This window comes from Massilia sp. UYP32 (genome assembly GCF_050434365.1).
GTDB lineage: Bacteria > Pseudomonadota > Gammaproteobacteria > Burkholderiales > Burkholderiaceae_D > Telluria > Telluria timonae.
Window position 1 is genome coordinate 16898 of record NZ_JBNDIK010000011.1, and the last position, 20156, is coordinate 37053.

Below are 20156 nucleotides of genomic sequence, written 5' to 3' on the forward strand. Positions count from 1 at the left end.
CACGTAATTACACATTTCTGCAACAGAATGGTCATACATGCGTATATGAATTGACAGTGATGCACCGCGAATGTTTTTATTGCTGACTTGAAAACTCGTTAAACCAACAAGTTGGCGTTTTTCAGGTAGTCGCTTCGCGACATTTTCGGTGGCAGTGCCCTTCCCATGGTGCCGCCGCGTTTTCACCCCTAGGAGTTTGCAACATGATGGAAACACTCTTGTCCCGGTCGGTCCGCGCGATCTGCCTCGGCGGTATGACCCTCGGCATGACCGCAGCGGTCGCACAGGAAACTTCGCAGCAGCAAAACCTGCAGCGCGTCGAAGTGACCGGTTCCCGTATCCGCCAAGTCGACCTGGAAACCGCACAGCCAATTCAGATCATGAACCAGGAGCAGATCCAGCGCACCGGTCTGGTCACCGTTGGCGACATCCTGAACAACCTGTCGTCGGCAGGCGCACCTGACTTCTCCCGCTCGGGCTCGCTGACTTCGAACAGCGAAATCGGCGGCCAGTACGTCAGCCTGCGTAACCTGGGCTCGAACCGCCTGCTGGTCCTGGTGGACGGCAAGCGCTGGACCCAGTCGGTGGACGGCTTCACCGACCTGTCGACCATCCCGTCGGCAATGATCGAACGCATGGAAATCCTGAAGGATGGCGCTTCGTCGATCTACGGCTCGGACGCGATCGCAGGCGTGGTCAACATCATCCTGAAGAAGAACATGCAGGGTGGCCAGCTGTCCGTGTACACCGGCCAGAACGAAAAGAACGACGGCAAGAACAAGGACTTCTCGCTGAGCTACGGCGCCGGCGATGAAAAAGCTTCGCTGATGTTCGGTCTGTCGCACACCGAATCGGGCCGTGTGGACACCCAGACCCGCGAGATCACCCGCTTCGGCCGTGGTCCGCTGCATGCATTCGACGGCTTGGGCGCTGGCCCATGGGGCCGTATCACCGCGGTCAACCCGGCCAATGGCGGCCCGCTGACCACCGGTCCGAACGGCTTCAACCGCGTCCTGAACCATACCGGCACCTATGACGGCGTGGGCGTCGGCGCGGATTCGCGCAACCCGGCGAACTACCACAACTTCTCGAACAATATTCAAGAAGACAAGTACAATTCGTCGCAAGACATGGACCTGCTCATCCCGAGCAAGCTGGACACCCTGTTCGTCAAGGGCGAAGTCGCGCTGCCGAAAGACATGCGCTTCAAGACCACCGCGATGTACTCGCAGCGCAAGTCGAACCAGCAGATCGCCGGCTACCCGCTGACCTCGACCTCGCAGGCAACCTACCCGGTCTACGTCGACAAGGACAGCTACTACAACCCATACGGCAATCAGGTTGCCGGCGCCGGCCTGGGCCAGGACCTGTACTTCGCCCGCCGCACCATCGAGCTGACCCGTAACACCGAAACCGAAAACCGCACCCTGCACATCGATGCCACCCTGGAAGGTGAATTCACCATCAAGGATCTGGCATGGAACTGGAGCGCTGGCTACAACCACAGCAAGGTTTCCGGTTCGCAGTTCGGCGTCGGCAACATCAACCTGCTGAACCTGAAGCGCGCCCTGGGCCCATCGTTCATGAACGCCAGCGGCGTCGTCCAGTGCGGCACCCCTGACGCACCGATCGGCCTGTCGAGCTGCACTCCGTTTGACATCCTGGGCGGCCCATCGGCTTCGACCCCGGAAGCTCTGGCCTACATCAACTCGACCTCGCAGAAGAGCTACGGTTCGACCGTCAACAGCGCCACCGCCGACCTGGCTGGTGAACTGTTCCAGCTGCCAGCCGGCGCCGTGGGCCTGGCAGTCGGTATCGAACACCGCGAAGTCAAGGGTCAGGAAGTGCCGGGCCAGTTCGAGCAATCGGGCTACTCGACCGAACTGGCAGGCGCGCCGACCTACGGCCGCTACACCGTGCGCGAAGCGTACGCCGAGCTGAACGTGCCAGTGCTGAAGGACATGCCGTTCGCAGACCTGCTGAGCTTCAACCTGGCGCACCGCTACTCGGACTACAGCAACTTCGGCGTGGCCAACAACAGTAAGTTCAGCTTCATGTACAAGCCGGTCAACGACCTGCTGGTGCGCGGTACCTGGGCTGAAGGCTTCCGTGCTCCGACCCTGGGTGACACCTTCGGCGGCGGCACCCAGACCTTCGACAACTTCCTGGATCCATGCGACACCGTGTTCGGTGAAGCTGCACGCGATCCGGCAGTCCAGGCGCGCTGCGCGGCGTCGGGCACCTTCGCCGGCTACCGCCAGGTGAACCAGGCTGGCGCGGTCATCGGCGGCGCCGCTGGCACCCAGTCGACCGTGGCGTTCAACGCAGGCGCCGGCAACCAGTTCCTGCAGCCTGAAACCGCCAAGACCCGCACCGTCGGCTTCGTGTACAGCCCATCGTTCGTGCCTGGCCTGAGCTTCGGCCTGGACTGGTACAACATCCAGATCGAGAACCGCATCACCGCGATCAGCGCGACCTACGTCGCCAACGAGTGCTTCATCAACAACAGCGCGAACTTCTGCTCGGTGATCCGTCGTGACCCAGTCACCGGCCAGATCATCAACCTGCAGCGCGGCAACGCCAACCTCGGCAACATGGAAACCGAGGGCCTGGACATGTCGATCTCGTATCGCCTGCCACGTACCGCGTACGGCCAGTTCGGCGTGCGTAACGAAACCTCGTATGTCGACAAGTTCCGTACCCGCAGCGGTGCCGATTCGGAGTGGAACAACTACGCCGGCGAGTACTTCTACAACCGCGTGAAGTCGAACACCAACTTCGACTGGTCGCTGGGCAACTGGAGCGCCACCTGGGGCTTCCGTTACTACAGCCCGGTCAAGGACATCTGCTACGACGAGTTCGAGTGCAACATGCCTGACTACGAAGCATCGTTCGGTACCGGCGCCAACAAGCTGGGTTCGGTCACGATCCACGACGTGAGCGTTGGCTACAAGACCAACTGGGATGCTCGCATCCTGTTCGGTATCAACAACGTCTTCGACAAGTCGCCACGCATCGTGTACAGCACCCAGGCTTCGGCTTCGATGGTCGATGCAGACATGTCGCTGGACCGCTTCTTCTACGTCCGCTACACCCAGAACTTCTAATGGAACGGGGCCTGCGGCCCCCCACCTGACGAGTTTCCAGATGCCCGCCCGGCCTTGCCGGGTGGGCATTTTTACTTGCTCCCCTCCCCTTGCCTGCCCGACGCGGTATCATGCTGGTTTGCCCGCGCTGCGCGCACGCCGAATCGACACCGTATGACCATCAAACTCAAGAACGACAAAGACATCGCCAAGATGCGCATTGCCGGCCGCCTGGCCGCCGAAGTCCTGGAAATGATCAAGGAATACGTCGTGCCCGGCGTCTCCACCGAAGAACTCGACCGCCGCTGCCACGACTACATCCGCAAGGTGCAGAAGGCCACGCCGGCCAACGTCGGCTACCATGGCTTCCCCAAGACCCTGTGCACCTCGATCAACGGCGTGGTCTGCCACGGCATCCCGAGCGAAAAGGACGTCCTGAAGGATGGCGATATCGTGAACATCGACGTCACCGTGATCAAGGATGGCTGGCACGGCGACACCAGCCGCATGTATTTCGCTGGCACGCCGCGCCCCGAAGCAAAGAAACTGGTCGACACGACCTATGAAGCGATGATGGCCGGGATCCGCGCCGTTCGTCCGGGCGCGCGCCTGGGCGACGTCGGCCACGCGATCCAGAAGCTGGCCGAAGGCGCCGGCTACTCGGTGGTGCGCGACTACTGCGGCCACGGCATCGGCCGCGTCTACCACGAAGAGCCGCAGGTGCTGCACTACGGCCGCCCGAACACCGGCCTGCTGCTCAAGGAAGGCATGACCTTCACGGTCGAGCCGATGATCAATATTGGCGAGGAAGACGTGATCCAGCTCGATGACGGCTGGACCGTGATGACGCGCGACGGTTCGCTGTCGGCGCAGTGGGAACACATGATCGTGGTGACGAAGAACGGCTTCGAGATCCTGACGCCCTGGCCGGACGCGAAATAAGGCGCGTCGATAAAGGAAACCCGGCCTTGGCCGGGTTCCTTTTTCAGGCGGCGGCCGTCATCCGGCCATCAGAAGCTGTAGCGCGCCGATGCCGAGAAGTAGCGGCCGTAAGGATTGTGCAATCCTTCGTTGTAGCCGGCCAGCGGGGCGCCGTTGTTGGCGCCATAGCGCGGGTCGAACGGCGCGGCCTTGTCGAACAGGTTCTGGATGTTGAAGGTCAGCGCCAGGTTCTTGACACCGGTATAGGTATAGCCGACGCCAAAACGCACCCATTCCTTGACCTTGCAGTCCGGGAACTCGCCGAGATAGCCCGGCACCGCGATGCTGGCGCTCGGCATGCTCGGGCTGGTTGCCGGCTGGTAGTGGCAGAACGCCTGGTCATACACGGTGTCATTGTCGTACTTGCGTAGCAGCGAGACCGGGCCGGTGTAGTTGACGTTGGCGCTGAAGGCGTGATTGCCCTTGGTCAGCGAGGCCGACACCTGCGTCTTCCAGCGCGGCAGGTCGATGCCGCTCGACAGGTTCCAATCCAGCAGGCCGGCGCTGTAGCCCACCAGGTTGTGCTCGGCGTCGCCAGCTTCCTGCTGCAGGGTGTACGAGTGCATATAGGCCGAGGTCAGCTTGGCGGTGAAATTGCCCCACTCGCCCAGGTTCTTGCGGAAGGCCATGTCGATGTCGACGCCGCGCACTTCGACCGAGCCCTTGTTCAGCCACGGCTCGCGCACCATCAGCAACGGCCCGGTGCCCGGGATCGGCACGCCGTTGGCGTCGGTGACGAAGTTGGCCTCATTCTGGTCGCGCACGACCAGGCCTGGGTTGCTGTCCTCGTTACGCAGCGCGTCGAAGGCCGAGCCCAGAGCGACCTCGCCCTCCTTGCGGATCTTGTAGAAGTCCAGGCCGATGTCGAAGTTCGGGGTCGGCGAGAACAGGATGCCGAAGGTGTAGCTCTTCGACTCTTCCGGCTGCAGGTCCGGGTTGGCGCCGCCCGTGCCCGAGGCCGACTTGTTGCAGTCCGCCTCGGTGGCGTTCGGTTTCGGCGTTTCCTCGTCGGTCTCGCAGCGTTTCGGATCGAACAGCCCGGTCAGGAAGAACTGCGCGCCGCCCGGCGTCACTTGCGACAGGGCCGGTGCGCGGAAGCCTTCCGAATAGGTGCCGCGGAAGGCCAGGCTGCTGGTGGCGGTCCATTTGGCGCCGACCTTCGGCACGAAGTTGGTCTTGATGCCCGGGTATTTGTCCCAGCGGCCGGCGAAGTCCATCTCGAAATTGGTGAAGAACGGCGTGCGTACCTCGACAAAGGCCGACTTGACGTCGCGCTCGCCGTCGATGATGGTGTTGGCCAGGCCGTAGATCTGGCCCGACGACAGCAGCTCGTTGGGCACCATGACCAGTTTTTCGCGGCGCGCCTCGGCGCCGACCGCGACGCCGACCGCGCCGCCCTGCAACTGGCCGAACGTGGTGTTGGCCTTGACGTCGAAGTGGGTGATCGACGATTTGTCGTCGCTGCTGGTGCTGCGGAACAGGTCCGGATTGTTCGACAGCTGGGCCAGGGTGGCGCCCTCGTTCAGCGTGCGCAGCGCCGGCAGGTACAGCCGGCCGTGGTAGGTGTCCTCGCGCCGCGCCTCGTTGTACAGCAGGCCGACTTCCCAGTCCCAGTTGAAGTGGGTGCCCTGCAGGCCGGCCAGGAAGCGTCCCTGTTCGTTGATAGTCTCGGTGCCGGTCGGCGCGTTCTCGAAGCGGTAAGCGACCGAGGCGCGCGCATTCGGGAACGGGTTGTCCGGGTGGCCGGCGGGCAGGATGGTCTGGTAGCTCGGGGCCACGCCGGTCGCGGTGAAGTTGGTCACCGGCGTGGTGTTGATCGTGATCGGGCTGGCCGTGTACTGGCGCTCGGTGCGGGCATAGGCCGCTTCGGCGAAGGCGCGCACGTTCGGCCCGAGCTTGATCACGCCGCGGGTCAGGAGGTTGGCGTCCTTGCCCTCGCCCGTGCCCTCCAGGTTCTGGTTGGTGTTGTAGTTGCAGAAGGTGCGGCCGATGAAGACGCTGGTGGCAGCCAGGCCCATGGCGGTCGAGCCGACCAGCTGGCGCGACGGATCGCAGTTGGTGGTCACGCGCAGGCGGTCGGCGGCGTTGGCCTGGGTGGCGGTGAACTGGCCCGAACCCGGCGCGGTCTCGCGGTAGAAGATCGGCGAGCCCGAGATCGTGCTGCCGTAGGGCGTGGCGTAGCGGTTCGACAGGCGGCGGTACTGGTCGAACTCGATGTCCTTGACGTCTTCGCGCAGCACGCGGTCGCGTTCGGACAGGTCGGCCGTGAAGAACACATTGTAGCCGTCGGTCTCCAGGTCGCCAGTGCCGGCGACCACGTTCACGCCCTTGCGCTTGAACTCGCCATCGTCGTTGGCGCTGGCGCGCGCCGAGATCTCGGCGCCGTTGTAGTTGGAGCGGGTGATGAAGTTGATGACGCCGCCGATCGCGTCCGAGCCATACACGGCCGAGGCGCCGTCGCGCAGGATCTCGACCCGCTCGAGGGCCGCGAGCGGGATCGAGTTCAGGTCGTACAGGGTCGAGTTGCCGTCGTTCGGATCGGCATAGGCGGCCGGCGCGATGCGGCGGCCGTTGAGCAGCACCAGGGTCGAGGTCGACGACAGGCCGCGCAGCGAAGCGCTGGAGACGCCGCGCGAGAAGCCGCCGTCGTTGGTGTCGAGATTGACGTCGCTGCCCATCGAGGGCACCAAGCGGATCAGTTCGGTTACCGTCGCGGCACCGGTCTCGCGGATATCCTTTGCCGTGATGACCTGGATCGGCTGCGTGCCTTCCTTGTCGGTGCGCTTCAGGTTGGAACCGGTAACGTACACGGTCTGCGCGCCCTCGGTTCCGGTGTTTTGCGCCGCAGCGAAGGGGGCGGCTGAAAGCGCCGTGGCGACGGCGTCCAGGCCTCGCATTTTCCTACGCATGTCATTTTGACCCTAAGCACACCAGTTATAGGTACATTTGTGAAATATCAAAGACATGTGAGATTTTTGCCCAAATGGCGGTGGACGAAAAAGGCGCTGTCATCGTTAGATATGGATGAGCGTTGAACTGCTGAGCTGATCCGCGGTCCAATCCCGGTCGTCATCGATCGGAAGCGCACGATGAAAGCGCCGAAGTTTGAGAAGCTATTCGCCCAGCCGCCTCAACTGAACCAGCCGCAGCGTCAGCAGGTGCTCGCCGCCCTGCATCCGGCTGCCGGGCTCGACCGGGTGGTCGCCCTCATCGGCAAGATCCGGTCGACGGGGCGCTGCTGCCCGAATTGCGGCTGCGAGCGCTGCCACCGGCATGGCCAGGCCAACGACTTACAACGCTTTCGCTGTTGCGCGTGCGGCCGCACCTTCAACGACCTGACCGGCATGCCGCTGGCGCGGCTCAGGCAAAAGGGCAAGTGGCTCGACTATCTGGACACAGTGCTCGATTCCCGCACGGTCAGCGCTGCAGCCAAGCGCGTCAGCGTGCACCCAACACGACGTTTCGCTGGCGCCACCGCTTTCTCGGCTGGGTCAAGGACGCAAGACGGCTGGCACGGCGACACCAGCCGCATGTATTTCGCCGGCACGCCGAGTCGTGAAGCGAAAAAGCTGGTCGACACGACCCATGAAGCGATGATGGCCGGGATCCGCGCCGTGCGCCCGGGCGCGCGCCTGGGCGACGTCGCCCACGCGATCCAGAAGCTGGCCGAAGGCGCCGGCTACTCGGTGGTGCGCGACTACTGCGGCCACGGCATCGGCCGCGTCTACCACGAAGAGCCGCAAGTGCTGCACTACGGCCGCCCGAACACCGGCCTGCTGCTCAAGGAAGGCATGACCTTCACGGTCGAGCCGATGATTAATATTGGCGAGGAAGACGTGATCCAGCTCGATGACGGCTGGACCGTGATGACGCGCGACGGTTCGCTGTCGGCGCAGTGGGAACACATGATCGTGGTGACGAAGAACGGCTTCGAGATCCTGACGCCGTGGCCGGACGCGAAATAATCACCCGAAAACGCCGGGTTGGCACATGCCGCGCCGATCACGGTGCGGCATGCTGCTCGATTCAGCCTAGATGCCGCAACGGGCGTAGCAATCGGTACGGTCCATATTACACTGGCTTTCATCGTAGCCATTGGCTACGCATGCCTGATACCCCCTGAGGCATTGCCATGCGCACTGACCCATGTCTTGCTGGAAGGCCGATACCGAGGCTGCGCTACCGAGCCCGATTGCGAACAACAGCACTGCAAGCTTCTTGCTCATACATTTCTCCTAGATGATGAAGGCGGCGACATAGCTCAGGAGCCGCGCCGCAGGTCGCGCCGATCCCGACACGGGAAATCGGCAAAATGGGCCAGCGGTCAGGGCCGTGCGATGCGGCCTGCCGCGGCAAGAGCGGCTTCCAGGTGGTCCTGGTTGAATCCGGTGAGCATCCGTTCGCCGACCAGTATCACCGGGACACCCTTCCCGCCAAGCTGCGCGAGCTCACGGTAACTTTGATCCGAATCGGAAATATTACGATCGATGAATGCGATATTGCGTTCCCGTAGATAAGCCCGCGCCTGAATGCAATAAGTGCATGAGCTCGTTCCATAGAGAACGACATTGCTTTGCTTGTCGGGATAGTAGGCGCTGTAGTCGCCCGTGGCATAGGCGGGCTTCAGCAGGTTGACGACGTAGGGAACGCTGGATCCTATGCCGAGACCAGCAGCAAGGATGAGCACATACGACAGGATGGTCTTGACGCGTTTTGCAGGCATGGATCGTTCCGGTCAAAGAGACGAATCCACGATACATATCTGTATATTATGCTGTCAATGAACTATGATTGTTGCATGGATTTATCCATAATTTAATGCTTTCGGGGTAGTGTACAGACGCAAAAAAGCCCCGGATGCGCGCGCGCATCCGGGGCGATTGGATGCCCGAAGGCTTACTTCGCGTTCATCAGCGCGACGGTGGTGTCGAGCATGCGGTTCGAGAAGCCCCACTCGTTGTCGTACCACGAGGTCACCTTCACCAGGCGGCCCGAGACCTTGGTCAGCGTGGCGTCGAAGTTCGACGATGCCGGGTTGTGGTTGAAGTCGACCGAGACCAGCGGATCGGTGTTGTAGGTCAGGATGTCCTTCAGCGGGCCTTCGGCTGCGGCCTTCTTCATGATCTCGTTGATCTCTTCGACCGTGGTGTCGCGCTTGGCGATGAACGACAGGTCGACGATCGACACGTTGATGGTCGGCACGCGAATCGCGAAGCCGTCCAGCTTGCCGTTCAGTTCCGGCAGCACCAGGCCGACCGCGGCGGCGGCGCCGGTCTTGGTCGGGATCATCGACTGGGTGGCCGAACGGGCGCGGCGCAGGTCTTCGTGCATCACGTCGGTCAGCACCTGGTCGTTGGTGTAGGCGTGCACGGTGGTCATCAGGCCGGTTTCCAGGCCGATGGCGTCATGCAGCGGCTTGACCAGCGGGGCCAGGCAGTTGGTGGTGCACGAGGCGTTCGAAATCACCGTGTCGCTGGCTTTCAGCACGTCCTGGTTCACGCCGAACACGACGGTCGCGTCGACGTCCTTGCCGCCCGGGGCCGAGATGATGACCTTCTTGGCGCCGCCCTTCAGGTGGGCCGATGCCTTCTCCTTGGTGGTGAAGAAGCCGGTGCACTCGAGAACGACGTCCACGCCCAGCTCGCCCCAAGGGATCTCGGCCGGATTGCGCTGCGCGAACACGCGGATCTTGTCGCCGTTGACGATCATATTGTCGCCCTCGACCGTGACGGTGCCCGGGAACTTGCCGTGGGCGGTGTCGTAACGGGTCAGGTGGGCGTTCGACTCGGCATTGCCGAGGTCGTTGATCGCCACGATCTGGATATCTTGCTTCTTGCCGCCTTCATAGAAGGCGCGCAGGACGTTGCGGCCGATGCGGCCATAACCATTGATTGCAACTTTGATCGTCATGCTGTGCTCCTGATTAGAAAAAAACTTTTTTCGTAACGAACATAGTAGAACGGGCTGCTCCTGGGAGCAGCCCGCGTCCGGCAAATGCTTATGCTGCGATAACTTCTTTCGCTTTCGCGACGACGTTCTCGACGGTGAAGCCGAAGTGCTTGAACAGCACCGGCGCCGGCGCCGATTCGCCGAAGGTGTCGATGCCGACCACGGCGCCTTCCAGGCCCACGTACTTGTACCAGAAGGCGGTCACGCCGGCTTCGATGGCGACACGAGGAATGCCCTTGGTGAGGACACTTGCTTTGTAGCTCGCCTCCTGGCGGTCGAACACGTCGGTCGACGGCATCGAGACCACGCGTGCGGCGATACCTTCGGCGGCCAGCGCGTCGAATGCCTTCACTGCCAGCTCGACTTCGGAACCGGTCGCGATCAGGATCACTTTAGCGTCGGCGCTGTCGCGCAGCACGTAGCCGCCCTTGGCGATGTCGGCGACCTGGTTCGCTTCACGCGCCATGAACGGCAGGTTCTGGCGCGAGAAGATCAGGGTCGATGGACCGTCCTTGCGCTGCACCGCCGCGCCCCATGCCACCGCCGACTCGACGGTGTCGCACGGACGCCAGTTGTCCAGGCCCGGGATCAGGCGCAGCGACGAGACGTGCTCGATCGACTGGTGGGTCGGGCCGTCTTCGCCCAGGCCGATCGAATCGTGGGTGAACACCGAGATCGAACGGATCTTCATCAGGGAAGCCATGCGCAGGGCATTGCGGCTGTAATCCGAGAAGGTCAGGAAGGTCGCGCCGAACGGGATGAAGCCGCCGTGCAGGGCCACGCCGTTCTGGATCGCCGACATGCCGAATTCGCGCACGCCGTAGTTGATGTGGTTGCCGGCGATGCCCGAACGCACAGGCACCGATTCCTTCCAGTTGGTCAGGTTCGAGCCGGTCAGGTCGGCCGAGCCGCCCAGGAATTCAGGCAGCACCGGGGCCAGCGCCTGGATCGCGTTCTGCGAGGCCTTGCGGGTGGCGATGGTCTCGGCCTTGTCGACGCAGGCGGCGATCGCCGCGTCCAGGGTCTTGCTGAAATCGGCAGGCAGGTCGCCCTTCATGCGGCGCTCGAATTCGGCGGCCAGCTCGGGGTGGGCGCCGCGGTAGGCCGCGAACAGCGTATTCCATTCACCTTCGGCCTGCGCGCCGCGCTCTTTCGCGTCCCAGGCTTCGTACAGGTCGGCCGGGATGTCGAACGGGATCGGATCCCAGATCAGGTGCTTGCGCACGGCAGCGATCTCGGCGTCGCCCAGCGGCGCGCCGTGGACCTTGTCGCCGCCCTCCAGGTTCGGGGCGCCCTTGCCGATGATGGTCTTGCAGCAGATCAGGGTCGGACGATCCGATTGTTTCGCCTTTTCGATGGCCGCATCGATGTCGGCGACGCTGTGGCCGTCGACCTTCGGGATCACGTTCCAGCCGTAGGCCTCGAAACGCTTCTGGGTGTCGTCGGTGAACCAGCCTTCCACACGGCCGTCGATCGAAATGCCGTTGTCGTCGTACAGCCAGATCAGCTTGTTCAGGCGCAGGGTGCCGGCCAGCGACGCCACTTCGTGCGAGATGCCTTCCATCAGGCAGCCGTCGCCCAGGAAGGCGTAGGTGTAGTGATCCACCACGTCGTAGCCTGGACGGTTGAATTCGTTACCCAGCAGCCACTCGGCCAGCGCCATGCCGACCGAGTTGGCGATGCCCTGGCCCAGCGGACCGGTGGTGGTCTCCACGCCCGGGGTGATGCCGACTTCCGGGTGGCCCGGGGTCTTCGAGTGCATCTGGCGGAAGTCGCGCAGATCGTCCATCGTCAGGTCGTAGCCGGCCAGGTGCAGCAGCGCATAGTGCAGCATCGAGCCGTGGCCGTTCGAGAGCAGGAAGCGGTCGCGGTTCGTCCAGCCCGGATTGGCCGGATTGTGGCGGTAGTGCTTGTCCCACAGCGCGACGGCAATCTCGGCCATGCCCATCGGCATGCCCGGGTGGCCCGAGTTGGCTTTCTGGACGGCGTCCATCGCCAGCGCGCGGATCGCGTTGGCCATCAGGGTGGTGGTTTGCGTAGATTTCATGGAGATCGTGGATCAGGGATTGGAAAGCGATGGCCCGCGAGGCCGTAGCCCGTTATTCTACCAGACCGGGGTGCTGCCGATTTAAAATGCAGGTTTATTCCTTCAACGCAAGCCCTCACCGAATGCCCCGTTTTTATTGCCCCCAGCCACTCGCCGCCGGCCTGACCGTCGACCTGCCGGAAGCCGTCGCCCACCACCTGCACGTGGTGCGCCTGCAGCCGGGCGCGACGCTCACCCTGTTCAATGGCGAAGGCGGCCAGTACCGCGCCACCCTGAGCGAGAGCGGCAAGCGCCGCGCCACGGCGACGGTCGACGCCTTCGAGGATGTCGAGGCCGAGACGCCCTACTCCGTCACCCTGGCCCAGGGCTTGCCTGAAGGCTCGAAGATGGACTGGATCGTGGAAAAGGCGGTGGAACTGGGCGTGACGGCGATCCAGCCATTGGCGGCCCAGCGCAGCGTCGTGCGCCTGGCCGGCGAGCGGCTCGATAAGCGGCAAGCGCACTGGCAGGGCGTGATCGTCGCCGCCTCCGAGCAGTGCGGCCGCAACCGGCTGGCGCGGCTGCATCCGCTGCTCGAGGTGCAGCCATGGCTGGCGGCGCCGGCCGACGGCGTGCGCATCCTGCTCAGCCCGCGCGCGACCGAATCGCTGGCCGGCTGGGCGCGCGCCAGTACGCCGCAAGCGGTCACCTTCCTGATCGGCCCCGAAGGCGGCCTCACGCCGCAGGAAGAAGCCGCGGCCGTCGCCGCCGGCGCCCTGTCGCTGTCGATGGGTCCGCGCGTGCTGCGCACCGAAACCGCGGGGCTGGCGGCGCTGGCGGTGCTGGCCGGCGCCTGGGGCGGTATCTGAACGTTCTGCAAAGTACATTCTTTAGTTAACATAAAAACGTCGTTCCCGCGCAGGCGGGAACCCAAGGTAGCAAGCGTCTCGACAACGCAAGCAGTACTTGGGTTCCCGCCTGCGCGGGAACGACGTGCTGAGGCAGCTGGCCTAGGACTTAGAACGTGTAGTTCGCGCCCAGGCTGAAGAAGCGGCCCACCGCGCCAGGCTGGTGCAGCGAGGCGTTGTACGAGGTCTGGTTGCCCGCGTTGCCGTAGGTGGCGACGTCATACGGGGCTTCCTTGTCGAACAGGTTCAGGATCGCGCCCCGGATGGTCAGGTTCTCGGAGACCTTGTACGCCACGTTCAGGTTGGTCGAGGTGAACGACGACACGTCGCAATACCACGCCGGCTGGACCAGGCCCTGGAAGTAAGGACGGCCGCCGACGTTGGTGCCGGTCGACGCGCAATCGGTCTCGCCCAGCGCCGGGTCGAAGGTCGAGAAGCCGCTCGTGTAGTTCACGGTGGCGGTCACGTCCAGCGGGCCGCGGGCATAGCCGAGGGTGAACTGGGCGCGGTCCTTCGGGTTGCCGGTGGCGCCGCCGACCGACGATGGCCCCTGGGTGCCGGCCAGCTGGTAGCTCTCGCCAGCCACTTCGGTCTCGTAGCCGAACACGTGCGCCGCGCTCAGGTTGGCCGTGATGGTGCCCATGTCACCCAGGCGCCAGCGGTAGCGCACATCCGCTTCGATGCCGTGGGTCTCGGTGCTGCCGGCATTGATATACGGCGACAGGCCGTACAGGATCGGACCGGCGACAGGCATGCCCGGGACCGTATTGTTGCCGGCGCCGGTGGCGATGTCGATCGTCGCCGCCGGGCCGCGCACCCAGGTCGGGACGAAGCTCGGATCGTTGCCGGCCTGGGTCACGATCAGGTTCTTGATCTGAATCTTGTAGTAATCCAGGGTCATGTTCAGGCCACGCATCGGCTCGAGGATGATGCCGAAGGTATACGACTTCGATTTCTCCGGCTGCAGGTCGGGATTGGTGGTCTGGACGTATGGCGGGCTGAACGAGCAGGCCGACGGCACGTTGCCAGCGGTGGTCTGGCTGCCGTTGGCGCACAGGATCGGATCGCTGATCGCGTTGAAGGTGAAGAAGGAACCGGCGTTGCCCACCTCGGCCGGGGCCGGCGCTCGGAAACCGCGTGCGAAGGTGCCGCGCAGGCCGATCTGCTGGCTCGGCGTCCACTTGAAGTTGGCCGACGGCGTGAACGAACGGCCGTAGGTATCGTAGTGGTCGTAGCGGCCGGCGACGCCGATTTCGACGTTCTTGATCGGGGTCGCCTGCAGCTCGGCGAACGCCGCCTTGTTGGTCTCTTCGCCGATCGCGAAGGCCGCGGTGTTGGCCACCGCGCCATTGAGCGTCAGGCTCGATGGCGGCGCATCCTGCTCGCGCTTGTGCCAGTGCAGGCCGGCCGCGAAGTTCAGCGGACCGGCGCCGAAGTTCGACAGCAGTTCGCGCGATCCGATCAGGTCGGCGTAGTTCAGGGTCGACTCGATCTTGTTGCTGAAGTGCGGCGACACCTGGTTCATGACGGCCGGCGAGTTACCGCCCAGCACATTGAAGGTGCCGTTGCGCAATGCGGCGTAGAGCGCGCTGCGGTTGACGTAGCCACTATAGTCGAGGTCGTTCTTGACCTTGGTGGCGCCGACCGAGGCAGTCACGTCCCAGCCGTAGGCGCTGCCGATCAGGTCGGCCGAGAAGCGGGTGGCGGTCGACTCGTTCCTGGTGGTCAGGGCGGCGCCGACATCCGGAATGTAGCCATACAGGCGTGCGTTCTGGCCAAACGGGTTGGTGACGTTGGCGCCAACCTGGGCGCCCGGCGCGAAGGTCGTGTCCGGCACTGCGCCGACGCGCGGGGTCAGCACGCCGTTGACCAGGGTGGTGGTGCCGTTGAAGGCCGTCGGATTGAAGGCCAGCGGCGACGTGCCTGCGCCGTTGCGGTTGTTGGTGCTTTCGCGGCGGAACATCGAGCCCTTGAACTGCACCTCCCAGTCCTCGCTCAGCTTCTTGGTCATGCCGACGAGGACGTTGACGTTCTCGGTCGGCGGCTGGATGAACGATTCGGTATCGCGCACCGAGCAACCGCCGGCGCGGTACTTGGCGAAGTTGCAGTTCGGATCCAGGAACAGGTAGTTGGCCGGGTTGTTGGCGTTGGTGACGCCGGCCGGATTGTTCGGATTGGCCGGGTTGTACAGGAAGGGGCTGCTGGACGCGGTCAGGAAATTGTTGATATTGGTTGGCACGCCCAGGGTCAGGTCGTTGCCGCCGCGTGCGCGCCAGTCGCGGTTGGCGTAGCCGAACTGCTCGCGGTCGACCACATAGATCGGGTCCTGCTTGCGGTATTCGGCGGTGATGAAGGCGTTGTAGCCGTCGGCGCCGAGGTCGCCGATGCCGGTGCTGACCGAGGCGCGCTTGGTCTTGCCGCCGCCGTGCTGGGTGTCGCCGATCTCGGCCGACAGGCGGGTGCCGTTCAGGTTCTTCTTGAGCTTGATGTTGATCACGCCCGCGATCGCGTCGGAACCGTACAGCGACGAGGCGCCGCTTTTCAGGACCTCGATGCTCTCGATGGCGTCGAACGGAATCGCCGACACGTCGACGAAGGAGCGCTGGGCGTCGTCCGACAGTGGATACGGGGCCATGCGGTGGCCGTCGATCAGCACCAGGGTGGCGCCGACGGTCAGGCCGCGCAGCGAGATGCCCGAGGCGCCGTTGGCGAAGGCGCCGGCGAAGCCGGTGCCCAGGGTGCCGGCGCCGTTGGCGGCCAGGTCGGTCAGGAGCTCGGCGACCGAGGTCTTGCCGCTCTTCTGGATGTCGGCCGCGGTGAGCACCTGGATCGGGGTCGGGGTTTCGGTATTGGTGCGGCTGATCAGCGAACCGGTCACGACGACGCGCTGCGCCGCGGGAGCAGGCGCGGCCTGGTCCTGGGCGAGTGCCGGTACGGCGCCGGCCAGGGCGCCGCTGGCGATCACGCAGGCGATCGCGCACGGCATCGACTTCAGTTTCAACATTGTGTTTCTCCTTGCTGTTCTTTGAATAGTTTTATGCGGGCGCACGTACCGGTCCGTGCTCAAGTGTTTTGCCTAAAACAAATTATCTGCATCGTGGCTGTGCAGCGTGTCATATGCAGACATGTATCAGGGACGAACACCCTCAATCGACGTTGATTGTTGAATCCCACGCCATATGAGTCATTCCATAAAACCATATCAAAACAAAAAGCGTCAACAAGCAGATGGGATATGCATATTGTTAAATCCCGGAATGGGCAGCAGACGATTGGTCGGTGACGCACTGCTGCCACGGCCTGTCGGCTGACTCCCTCATCCCTATGGAACCTGGGTCGCGGCAACGCTTACCAAGCTAAGCCATTGTATTTACGACAGTTTCAAGTGAGTATGGACGAACTAAATCATATGCATGCGGAGTCTTCGTTCAAAAAATTTCTATGTACATAGTATGCATTAGCAATAGATGTATAAAATTTGTAGTTGACTCACGAGATAGTTGCGTAGAAACGACGCTCAGTTCGATTATGTTCATTTATGACGTCGAAATGCGATGTGATAAACCATATGAGCGCCTTATTGTTACCTTCCAAAAATAAAAAATGCCCTGAAACAGCCAGGGCATTTTCTTGGAAAGCACACCAGGCGCGCGGCTGGCGAGCTTCCTGAAGCGCTTAGAACTTGTGATCGTAAGACACCGAGATCCGCGCATAACGCGGCGGCGTCAGCGACAGCGGCGTTCCATACAGGGGCGAAACCGCGTCGCCGCTGTTGTAGGCCTCGGTCACGTTCTGCGTGACCTGCTCGTTGGTCACATTGAACACGTCGAGGCGCAGCTGCAGGCCCTTCAGCAAACCCGGACGGTAAGCGACATTCAGGTCAAGGCGCTTGTCCCACGGCAGGTTGCCGACGGTGCCGCGCTGTACGATCTGGTTTTGCGGGACTTCGGCGCCGCCGCACCAGAAACTCTGGTTGGCGTAGTTGGGCGAGTCGCCAGGGTTGGCCGAGGTGCCGATGCAGCTGCGCGGGCGGCCGGCAGCCAGCAGCACGTTGCCGCCGACCGAGACTTCGGGCGTGACTTCATAGAAACCGAAGGCCTTGATCTGGTGCTTGCGGTCGTTCGGCAACAGGCCGTAGGCGCCTTCCATCAGCTCGGGATAATCCCAGGTCGAGGTCACGGCGACGTCGGCCTGGCCGTTATCGGAACGCACCTGGCCTTCGGTATTGCCCTTGTTGCGCGACCAGGTGTAGTTCACCTTGCCGTAGAAGCCGTTGCGATATGGGTGTTCCAGGAACAGGTCGACCGCGGCATAGGTGCGCTTCGGTTTCACGAAGCCCTGGTCGGCGGCGGTCAGCGAAACCTTGGTCAGGTTCGCCGGGTCGCCCGAGTAGTCGACCATGAAGGTGTTGTTACGGCCCGGGTTGAAGGTCTGGCAGGTATTACCCCAGTAGGGATTGGTGATCTCGATGCCGTTCGCTTCGGCATAGCGCTCGAACGGACGCACGTCGCAGAAGTCGTCGATGGTCTCTTTCAGCTCGCGGTAGGTCGCCTTGGCGCCGAAGGTCAGGCGCGGCGTGATGGCGCGCTCGAGCCCGATGGTGACCTCGTCCTGGTAGGCCGGCTTCATGTCGAGGGCCGCGAGGGTCGCGATGACTTTATCCTGGCCGAACTCGTTATTGCCCGACAGCGGCTCCGTCAGCTGCACCAGTCCGGTCGGGGCGCCGTTGGCGTCGACGCCGGTATAGGTGAAATACTGGTCGGTGTAGGTCGAGCGGCCGGCGCCGCGCACCGAGATATGGGTCGGGATCGGCACCGAGTAGCGGCCGAGCGTGGCGAACAGCTTGGTCTGACCATCGCCGTTGACGTCCCAGGCCGCCGCCAGGCGCGGCTGGATCTGGTTGTCCATATCGAGGAAGGTGACCTTCGATTCGTTCTGGTTCTTGAACGATTCGCTGCGCACGCCGATGGTCAGCAGCAGGTTCTTGGTGGCTTGCCAGCGGTCCTCGACATAGAAGGCGCTCTGTTCGGCGTACGAGTCGGTCACCGTCGAGAACAGGCGCTTGGACACGTAGTAACCCTGGGTGCCCAGTCCGCCGCCGCTGGCGGTCGCCGGGACCGTGCCGCCGCTCACGCCGATCGGCCGGTTCGGGTTGGCCGTCCTGAAGTAAGCCCAGGTGCCGCCGCCGGCCTTGAACACGCCGGCATTGAGCGATTCGACGTCGGTGCGGTCGTAACCCGCGCGCAGGTTATGGTCGCCGATACGGTACTCGAGGTCCAGGCGCCCCGAATCGACCTTGTCCTTCGCGTCCGGCGCCAGGATATTGCCGGTAATCGCCTGCGGGTTGGCGTAGGTGAAGCCCGGGGCGCGGTTTTCCGGCGACGAGGTGGTCGAGAAGATGTCAGCCTGGTAGTTGCTGAAGGCGTTCTCGTGCTTCAGCTCGCTGCGGCCGTAGAGCGCGGTCAGGGTCAGGTCATCGGTCAGGTTGCCGATGTAGCGCAGCATGGCTGTGCGGCCGCCGTTGTCGTCCACGTTGCGGCGGGTGGCGGTCGAGGTGACGACGCCGTTGCGGGTGCGGGTGGCGTAGTCGTAGCCGCTGTCCTCGTAGGTGCGCTTCGGGTTGTCGCCCAGCGCCGTCAGTTCGAGACGGTGGTTATCGGTGATGTTCCAGTCGATCTTGCCCATGTAGCGAGCGATTTCGCGCTCGTCGTCGCGCCAGCCGTTCTGGGCGTTCGAGGTGCCGGTGCGAAAACCGTTGACGTAGCCGCGGTCGTTTTCGATCATCTCACCGGCCAGGTACACGAACAGCTTGTCCTTGATGATCGGTCCGCCGACATAGGCTCCGTAGGTCTTCTGTTCGCGCGTGTTCTCGCGCTGGGCCAGGCGCAGCGTGTTGTCGGTGAGCGGGTTGTAGCCGGTGTTGGCGTAATAGATGTCGTTCTCGCTGGCGCGCCAGCTCTTCGGCTCGAACGTGACCTGGGCGCCCGCCTCCCAGGTATTGGTGCCGCTCTTGGTGATGACGTTGACGACGCCACCGATCGACCGGCCGAACTCGGCGCCGAAGCCGCCGACCAGCACCTGCGCTTCGGCGATCGCGCCGAACGGCAGCTGCGACGCGCCCAGGCCGGTCAGCGGGTTGGTGACCGGGAAACCGTTGATGTAGTACGAGTTTTCGGACGCCGCCCCGCCGCCGAACGAGGCGCCGCCGGCGAAGCGCGAGTCCACGCGGGTAGTGTTCGGCGCCAGCTGGATGATGCCCTGGATGTCGCGCGTCACCGGCAGCGCGGCCAGCTGGCGTGCGCTGAAGGTCGCGCCCGACGACGTCGAGGTGACATCGATGTTGCGGCGCTGGCCTGTCACTTCGACCGTCTGCACGCCCGCCTCGGCGAAGACTGCCTCGGCGTTCTGGCCGATGCTGGTTTCGACCCTGGTCGTGCCTACCACGGCATCACCCCGGTACTGGGTCACGGTATAGGAACCGGTGGGCAGCGCGGTGGCCTGGAAGCGGCCCTGCGCATCGGGCGTCACGGTGCGGCGCAGGCCGGTGGCCGGGTTTTCCAGCACGACGCGCACGTCGGCGCCAGGGGCGACGGTGCCGTACACGACCGACGTGGCGTTCGATTGCGCCATGGCCGGCGCCATCGTGCCGATGGCCAGCACGGCGCCGCCGAATGCCAGCGTCAGGGCGTGGACTAGAACGGTTTTCTTGAACATGTGTGATTTCCTGTTTTATTCCTCGCTGTTCTGGCGGAACGGGCTCGGATGGTTGTGTATGAATCACGATCTCAGCAGCGTTGGCTGCTTTCCTCTCTTGGGCCCACTGACGAAATATTCATTTAACTGATAATTCGACCAAAAGGCGCTTTTGGATAGAACCATGAGGAAACTTCTTGTGTCAATGACACAGTTTCCTTTGGTATGCATATAAACAACACTGTTTATGACAAACCATGACCGATTACGCAAACCGAATAAAAGTCGCCAAAACCGGGCATGGATGCACATATTTGGCTGGTTGTCGCACCAAATTGCACATCAAACGAAATCTTGTATCGCAATCGGCAAAATCGATACGTACACCATACAGACACGAGAAAATCGGGATGTCTGCCGCAGAACGTTCGGACGGATGTCACGCAAGGATAATTTTGTAAACTTTCAGTTACCAGAAAACAAGAAAGGATATTCGCTCTACTTATAGCGCCG

At 63.1% G+C, this 20156-nt stretch carries 11 protein-coding genes; 4 read left to right on the forward strand and 7 right to left on the reverse strand.

What is annotated here, in order from left to right; genetic code table 11:
* Window positions 1-203: 203 nt before the first annotated feature.
* Window positions 204-3107, forward strand: a complete 2904-nt coding sequence (locus ABIB42_RS10240) for a TonB-dependent receptor domain-containing protein (protein ID WP_184235140.1) — start codon at window positions 204-206, stop codon at window positions 3105-3107.
* A 153-nt stretch (window positions 3108-3260) separates the two neighbouring features.
* The gene (gene map, locus ABIB42_RS10245) at window positions 3261-4028 is read left to right on the forward strand and encodes a type I methionyl aminopeptidase (protein ID WP_184235143.1); all 768 of its coding nucleotides are present in this window, start codon (window positions 3261-3263) and stop codon (window positions 4026-4028) included.
* Window positions 4029-4096: 68 nt separating this feature from the next.
* On the opposite strand, the gene ABIB42_RS10250 is transcribed toward map (ABIB42_RS10245), so the two are convergent.
* Window positions 4097-6964, reverse strand: a complete 2868-nt coding sequence (locus tag ABIB42_RS10250) for a TonB-dependent receptor domain-containing protein (protein WP_429248286.1) — start codon at window positions 6962-6964, stop codon at window positions 4097-4099.
* 192 nt (window positions 6965-7156) lie between these two features.
* Here ABIB42_RS10250 and map (ABIB42_RS10255) point away from each other — a divergent pair, with 192 nt between their 5' ends.
* On the forward strand, window positions 7157-8032 hold the full coding sequence (gene map / locus ABIB42_RS10255) for a type I methionyl aminopeptidase (RefSeq protein WP_429248287.1): 876 nt from the start codon (window positions 7157-7159) through the stop codon (window positions 8030-8032).
* Between the two features lie 66 nt (window positions 8033-8098).
* On the opposite strand, the gene ABIB42_RS10260 is transcribed toward map (ABIB42_RS10255), so the two are convergent.
* The 4 genes from ABIB42_RS10260 to tkt all read right to left on the reverse strand — a co-directional run bounded on the left by ABIB42_RS10260 (window position 8099) and on the right by tkt (window position 12063).
* On the reverse strand, window positions 8099-8293 hold the full coding sequence (locus ABIB42_RS10260) for a hypothetical protein (protein WP_005668510.1): 195 nt from the start codon (window positions 8291-8293) through the stop codon (window positions 8099-8101).
* A 98-nt stretch (window positions 8294-8391) separates the two neighbouring features.
* On the reverse strand, window positions 8392-8790 hold the full coding sequence (locus ABIB42_RS10265; protein WP_273163850.1) for a glutaredoxin family protein: 399 nt from the start codon (window positions 8788-8790) through the stop codon (window positions 8392-8394).
* Window positions 8791-8963: 173 nt separating this feature from the next.
* On the reverse strand, window positions 8964-9977 hold the full coding sequence (gap, locus tag ABIB42_RS10270; RefSeq protein WP_005668506.1) for a type I glyceraldehyde-3-phosphate dehydrogenase: 1014 nt from the start codon (window positions 9975-9977) through the stop codon (window positions 8964-8966).
* A gap of 88 nt (window positions 9978-10065) precedes the next feature.
* Complete coding sequence (tkt, locus tag ABIB42_RS10275) at window positions 10066-12063, reverse strand: transketolase (RefSeq protein WP_005668504.1); 1998 nt, start codon at window positions 12061-12063, stop codon at window positions 10066-10068.
* 122 nt (window positions 12064-12185) lie between these two features.
* Here tkt and ABIB42_RS10280 point away from each other — a divergent pair, with 122 nt between their 5' ends.
* Window positions 12186-12911, forward strand: coding sequence for a 16S rRNA (uracil(1498)-N(3))-methyltransferase (locus tag ABIB42_RS10280; RefSeq protein ID WP_429248288.1), 726 nt, complete (start codon window positions 12186-12188; stop codon window positions 12909-12911).
* A gap of 148 nt (window positions 12912-13059) precedes the next feature.
* Here the strand turns inward: ABIB42_RS10280 and ABIB42_RS10285 are convergent, their stop codons facing one another.
* A complete protein-coding gene (locus ABIB42_RS10285) occupies window positions 13060-15954 on the reverse strand; it encodes a TonB-dependent receptor (RefSeq protein ID WP_005668502.1) in 2895 nt (964 codons plus the stop codon).
* Window positions 15955-16625: 671 nt separating this feature from the next.
* Window positions 16626-19664: a TonB-dependent receptor gene (locus ABIB42_RS10290; protein WP_005668501.1), complete on the reverse strand. Its 3039-nt coding sequence runs from the start codon at window positions 19662-19664 to the stop codon at window positions 16626-16628.
* Between the last annotated feature and the right edge of the window lie 492 nt (window positions 19665-20156).

Coding starts and splice junctions, on each gene's coding strand:
- ABIB42_RS10240 (WP_184235140.1), top strand. CDS start 204: ATGATGGAAACACTCTTGTCCCGGTCGGTCCGCGCGATCTGCCTCGGC.
- map (WP_184235143.1), top strand. CDS start 3,261: ATGACCATCAAACTCAAGAACGACAAAGACATCGCCAAGATGCGCATT.
- ABIB42_RS10250 (WP_429248286.1), bottom strand. CDS start 6,964: ATGCGAGGCCTGGACGCCGTCGCCACGGCGCTTTCAGCCGCCCCCTTC.
- map (WP_429248287.1), top strand. CDS start 7,157: ATGAAAGCGCCGAAGTTTGAGAAGCTATTCGCCCAGCCGCCTCAACTG.
- ABIB42_RS10260 (WP_005668510.1), bottom strand. CDS start 8,293: ATGAGCAAGAAGCTTGCAGTGCTGTTGTTCGCAATCGGGCTCGGTAGC.
- ABIB42_RS10265 (WP_273163850.1), bottom strand. CDS start 8,790: ATGCCTGCAAAACGCGTCAAGACCATCCTGTCGTATGTGCTCATCCTT.
- gap (WP_005668506.1), bottom strand. CDS start 9,977: ATGACGATCAAAGTTGCAATCAATGGTTATGGCCGCATCGGCCGCAAC.
- tkt (WP_005668504.1), bottom strand. CDS start 12,063: ATGAAATCTACGCAAACCACCACCCTGATGGCCAACGCGATCCGCGCG.
- ABIB42_RS10280 (WP_429248288.1), top strand. CDS start 12,186: ATGCCCCGTTTTTATTGCCCCCAGCCACTCGCCGCCGGCCTGACCGTC.
- ABIB42_RS10285 (WP_005668502.1), bottom strand. CDS start 15,954: ATGTTGAAACTGAAGTCGATGCCGTGCGCGATCGCCTGCGTGATCGCC.
- ABIB42_RS10290 (WP_005668501.1), bottom strand. CDS start 19,664: ATGTTCAAGAAAACCGTTCTAGTCCACGCCCTGACGCTGGCATTCGGC.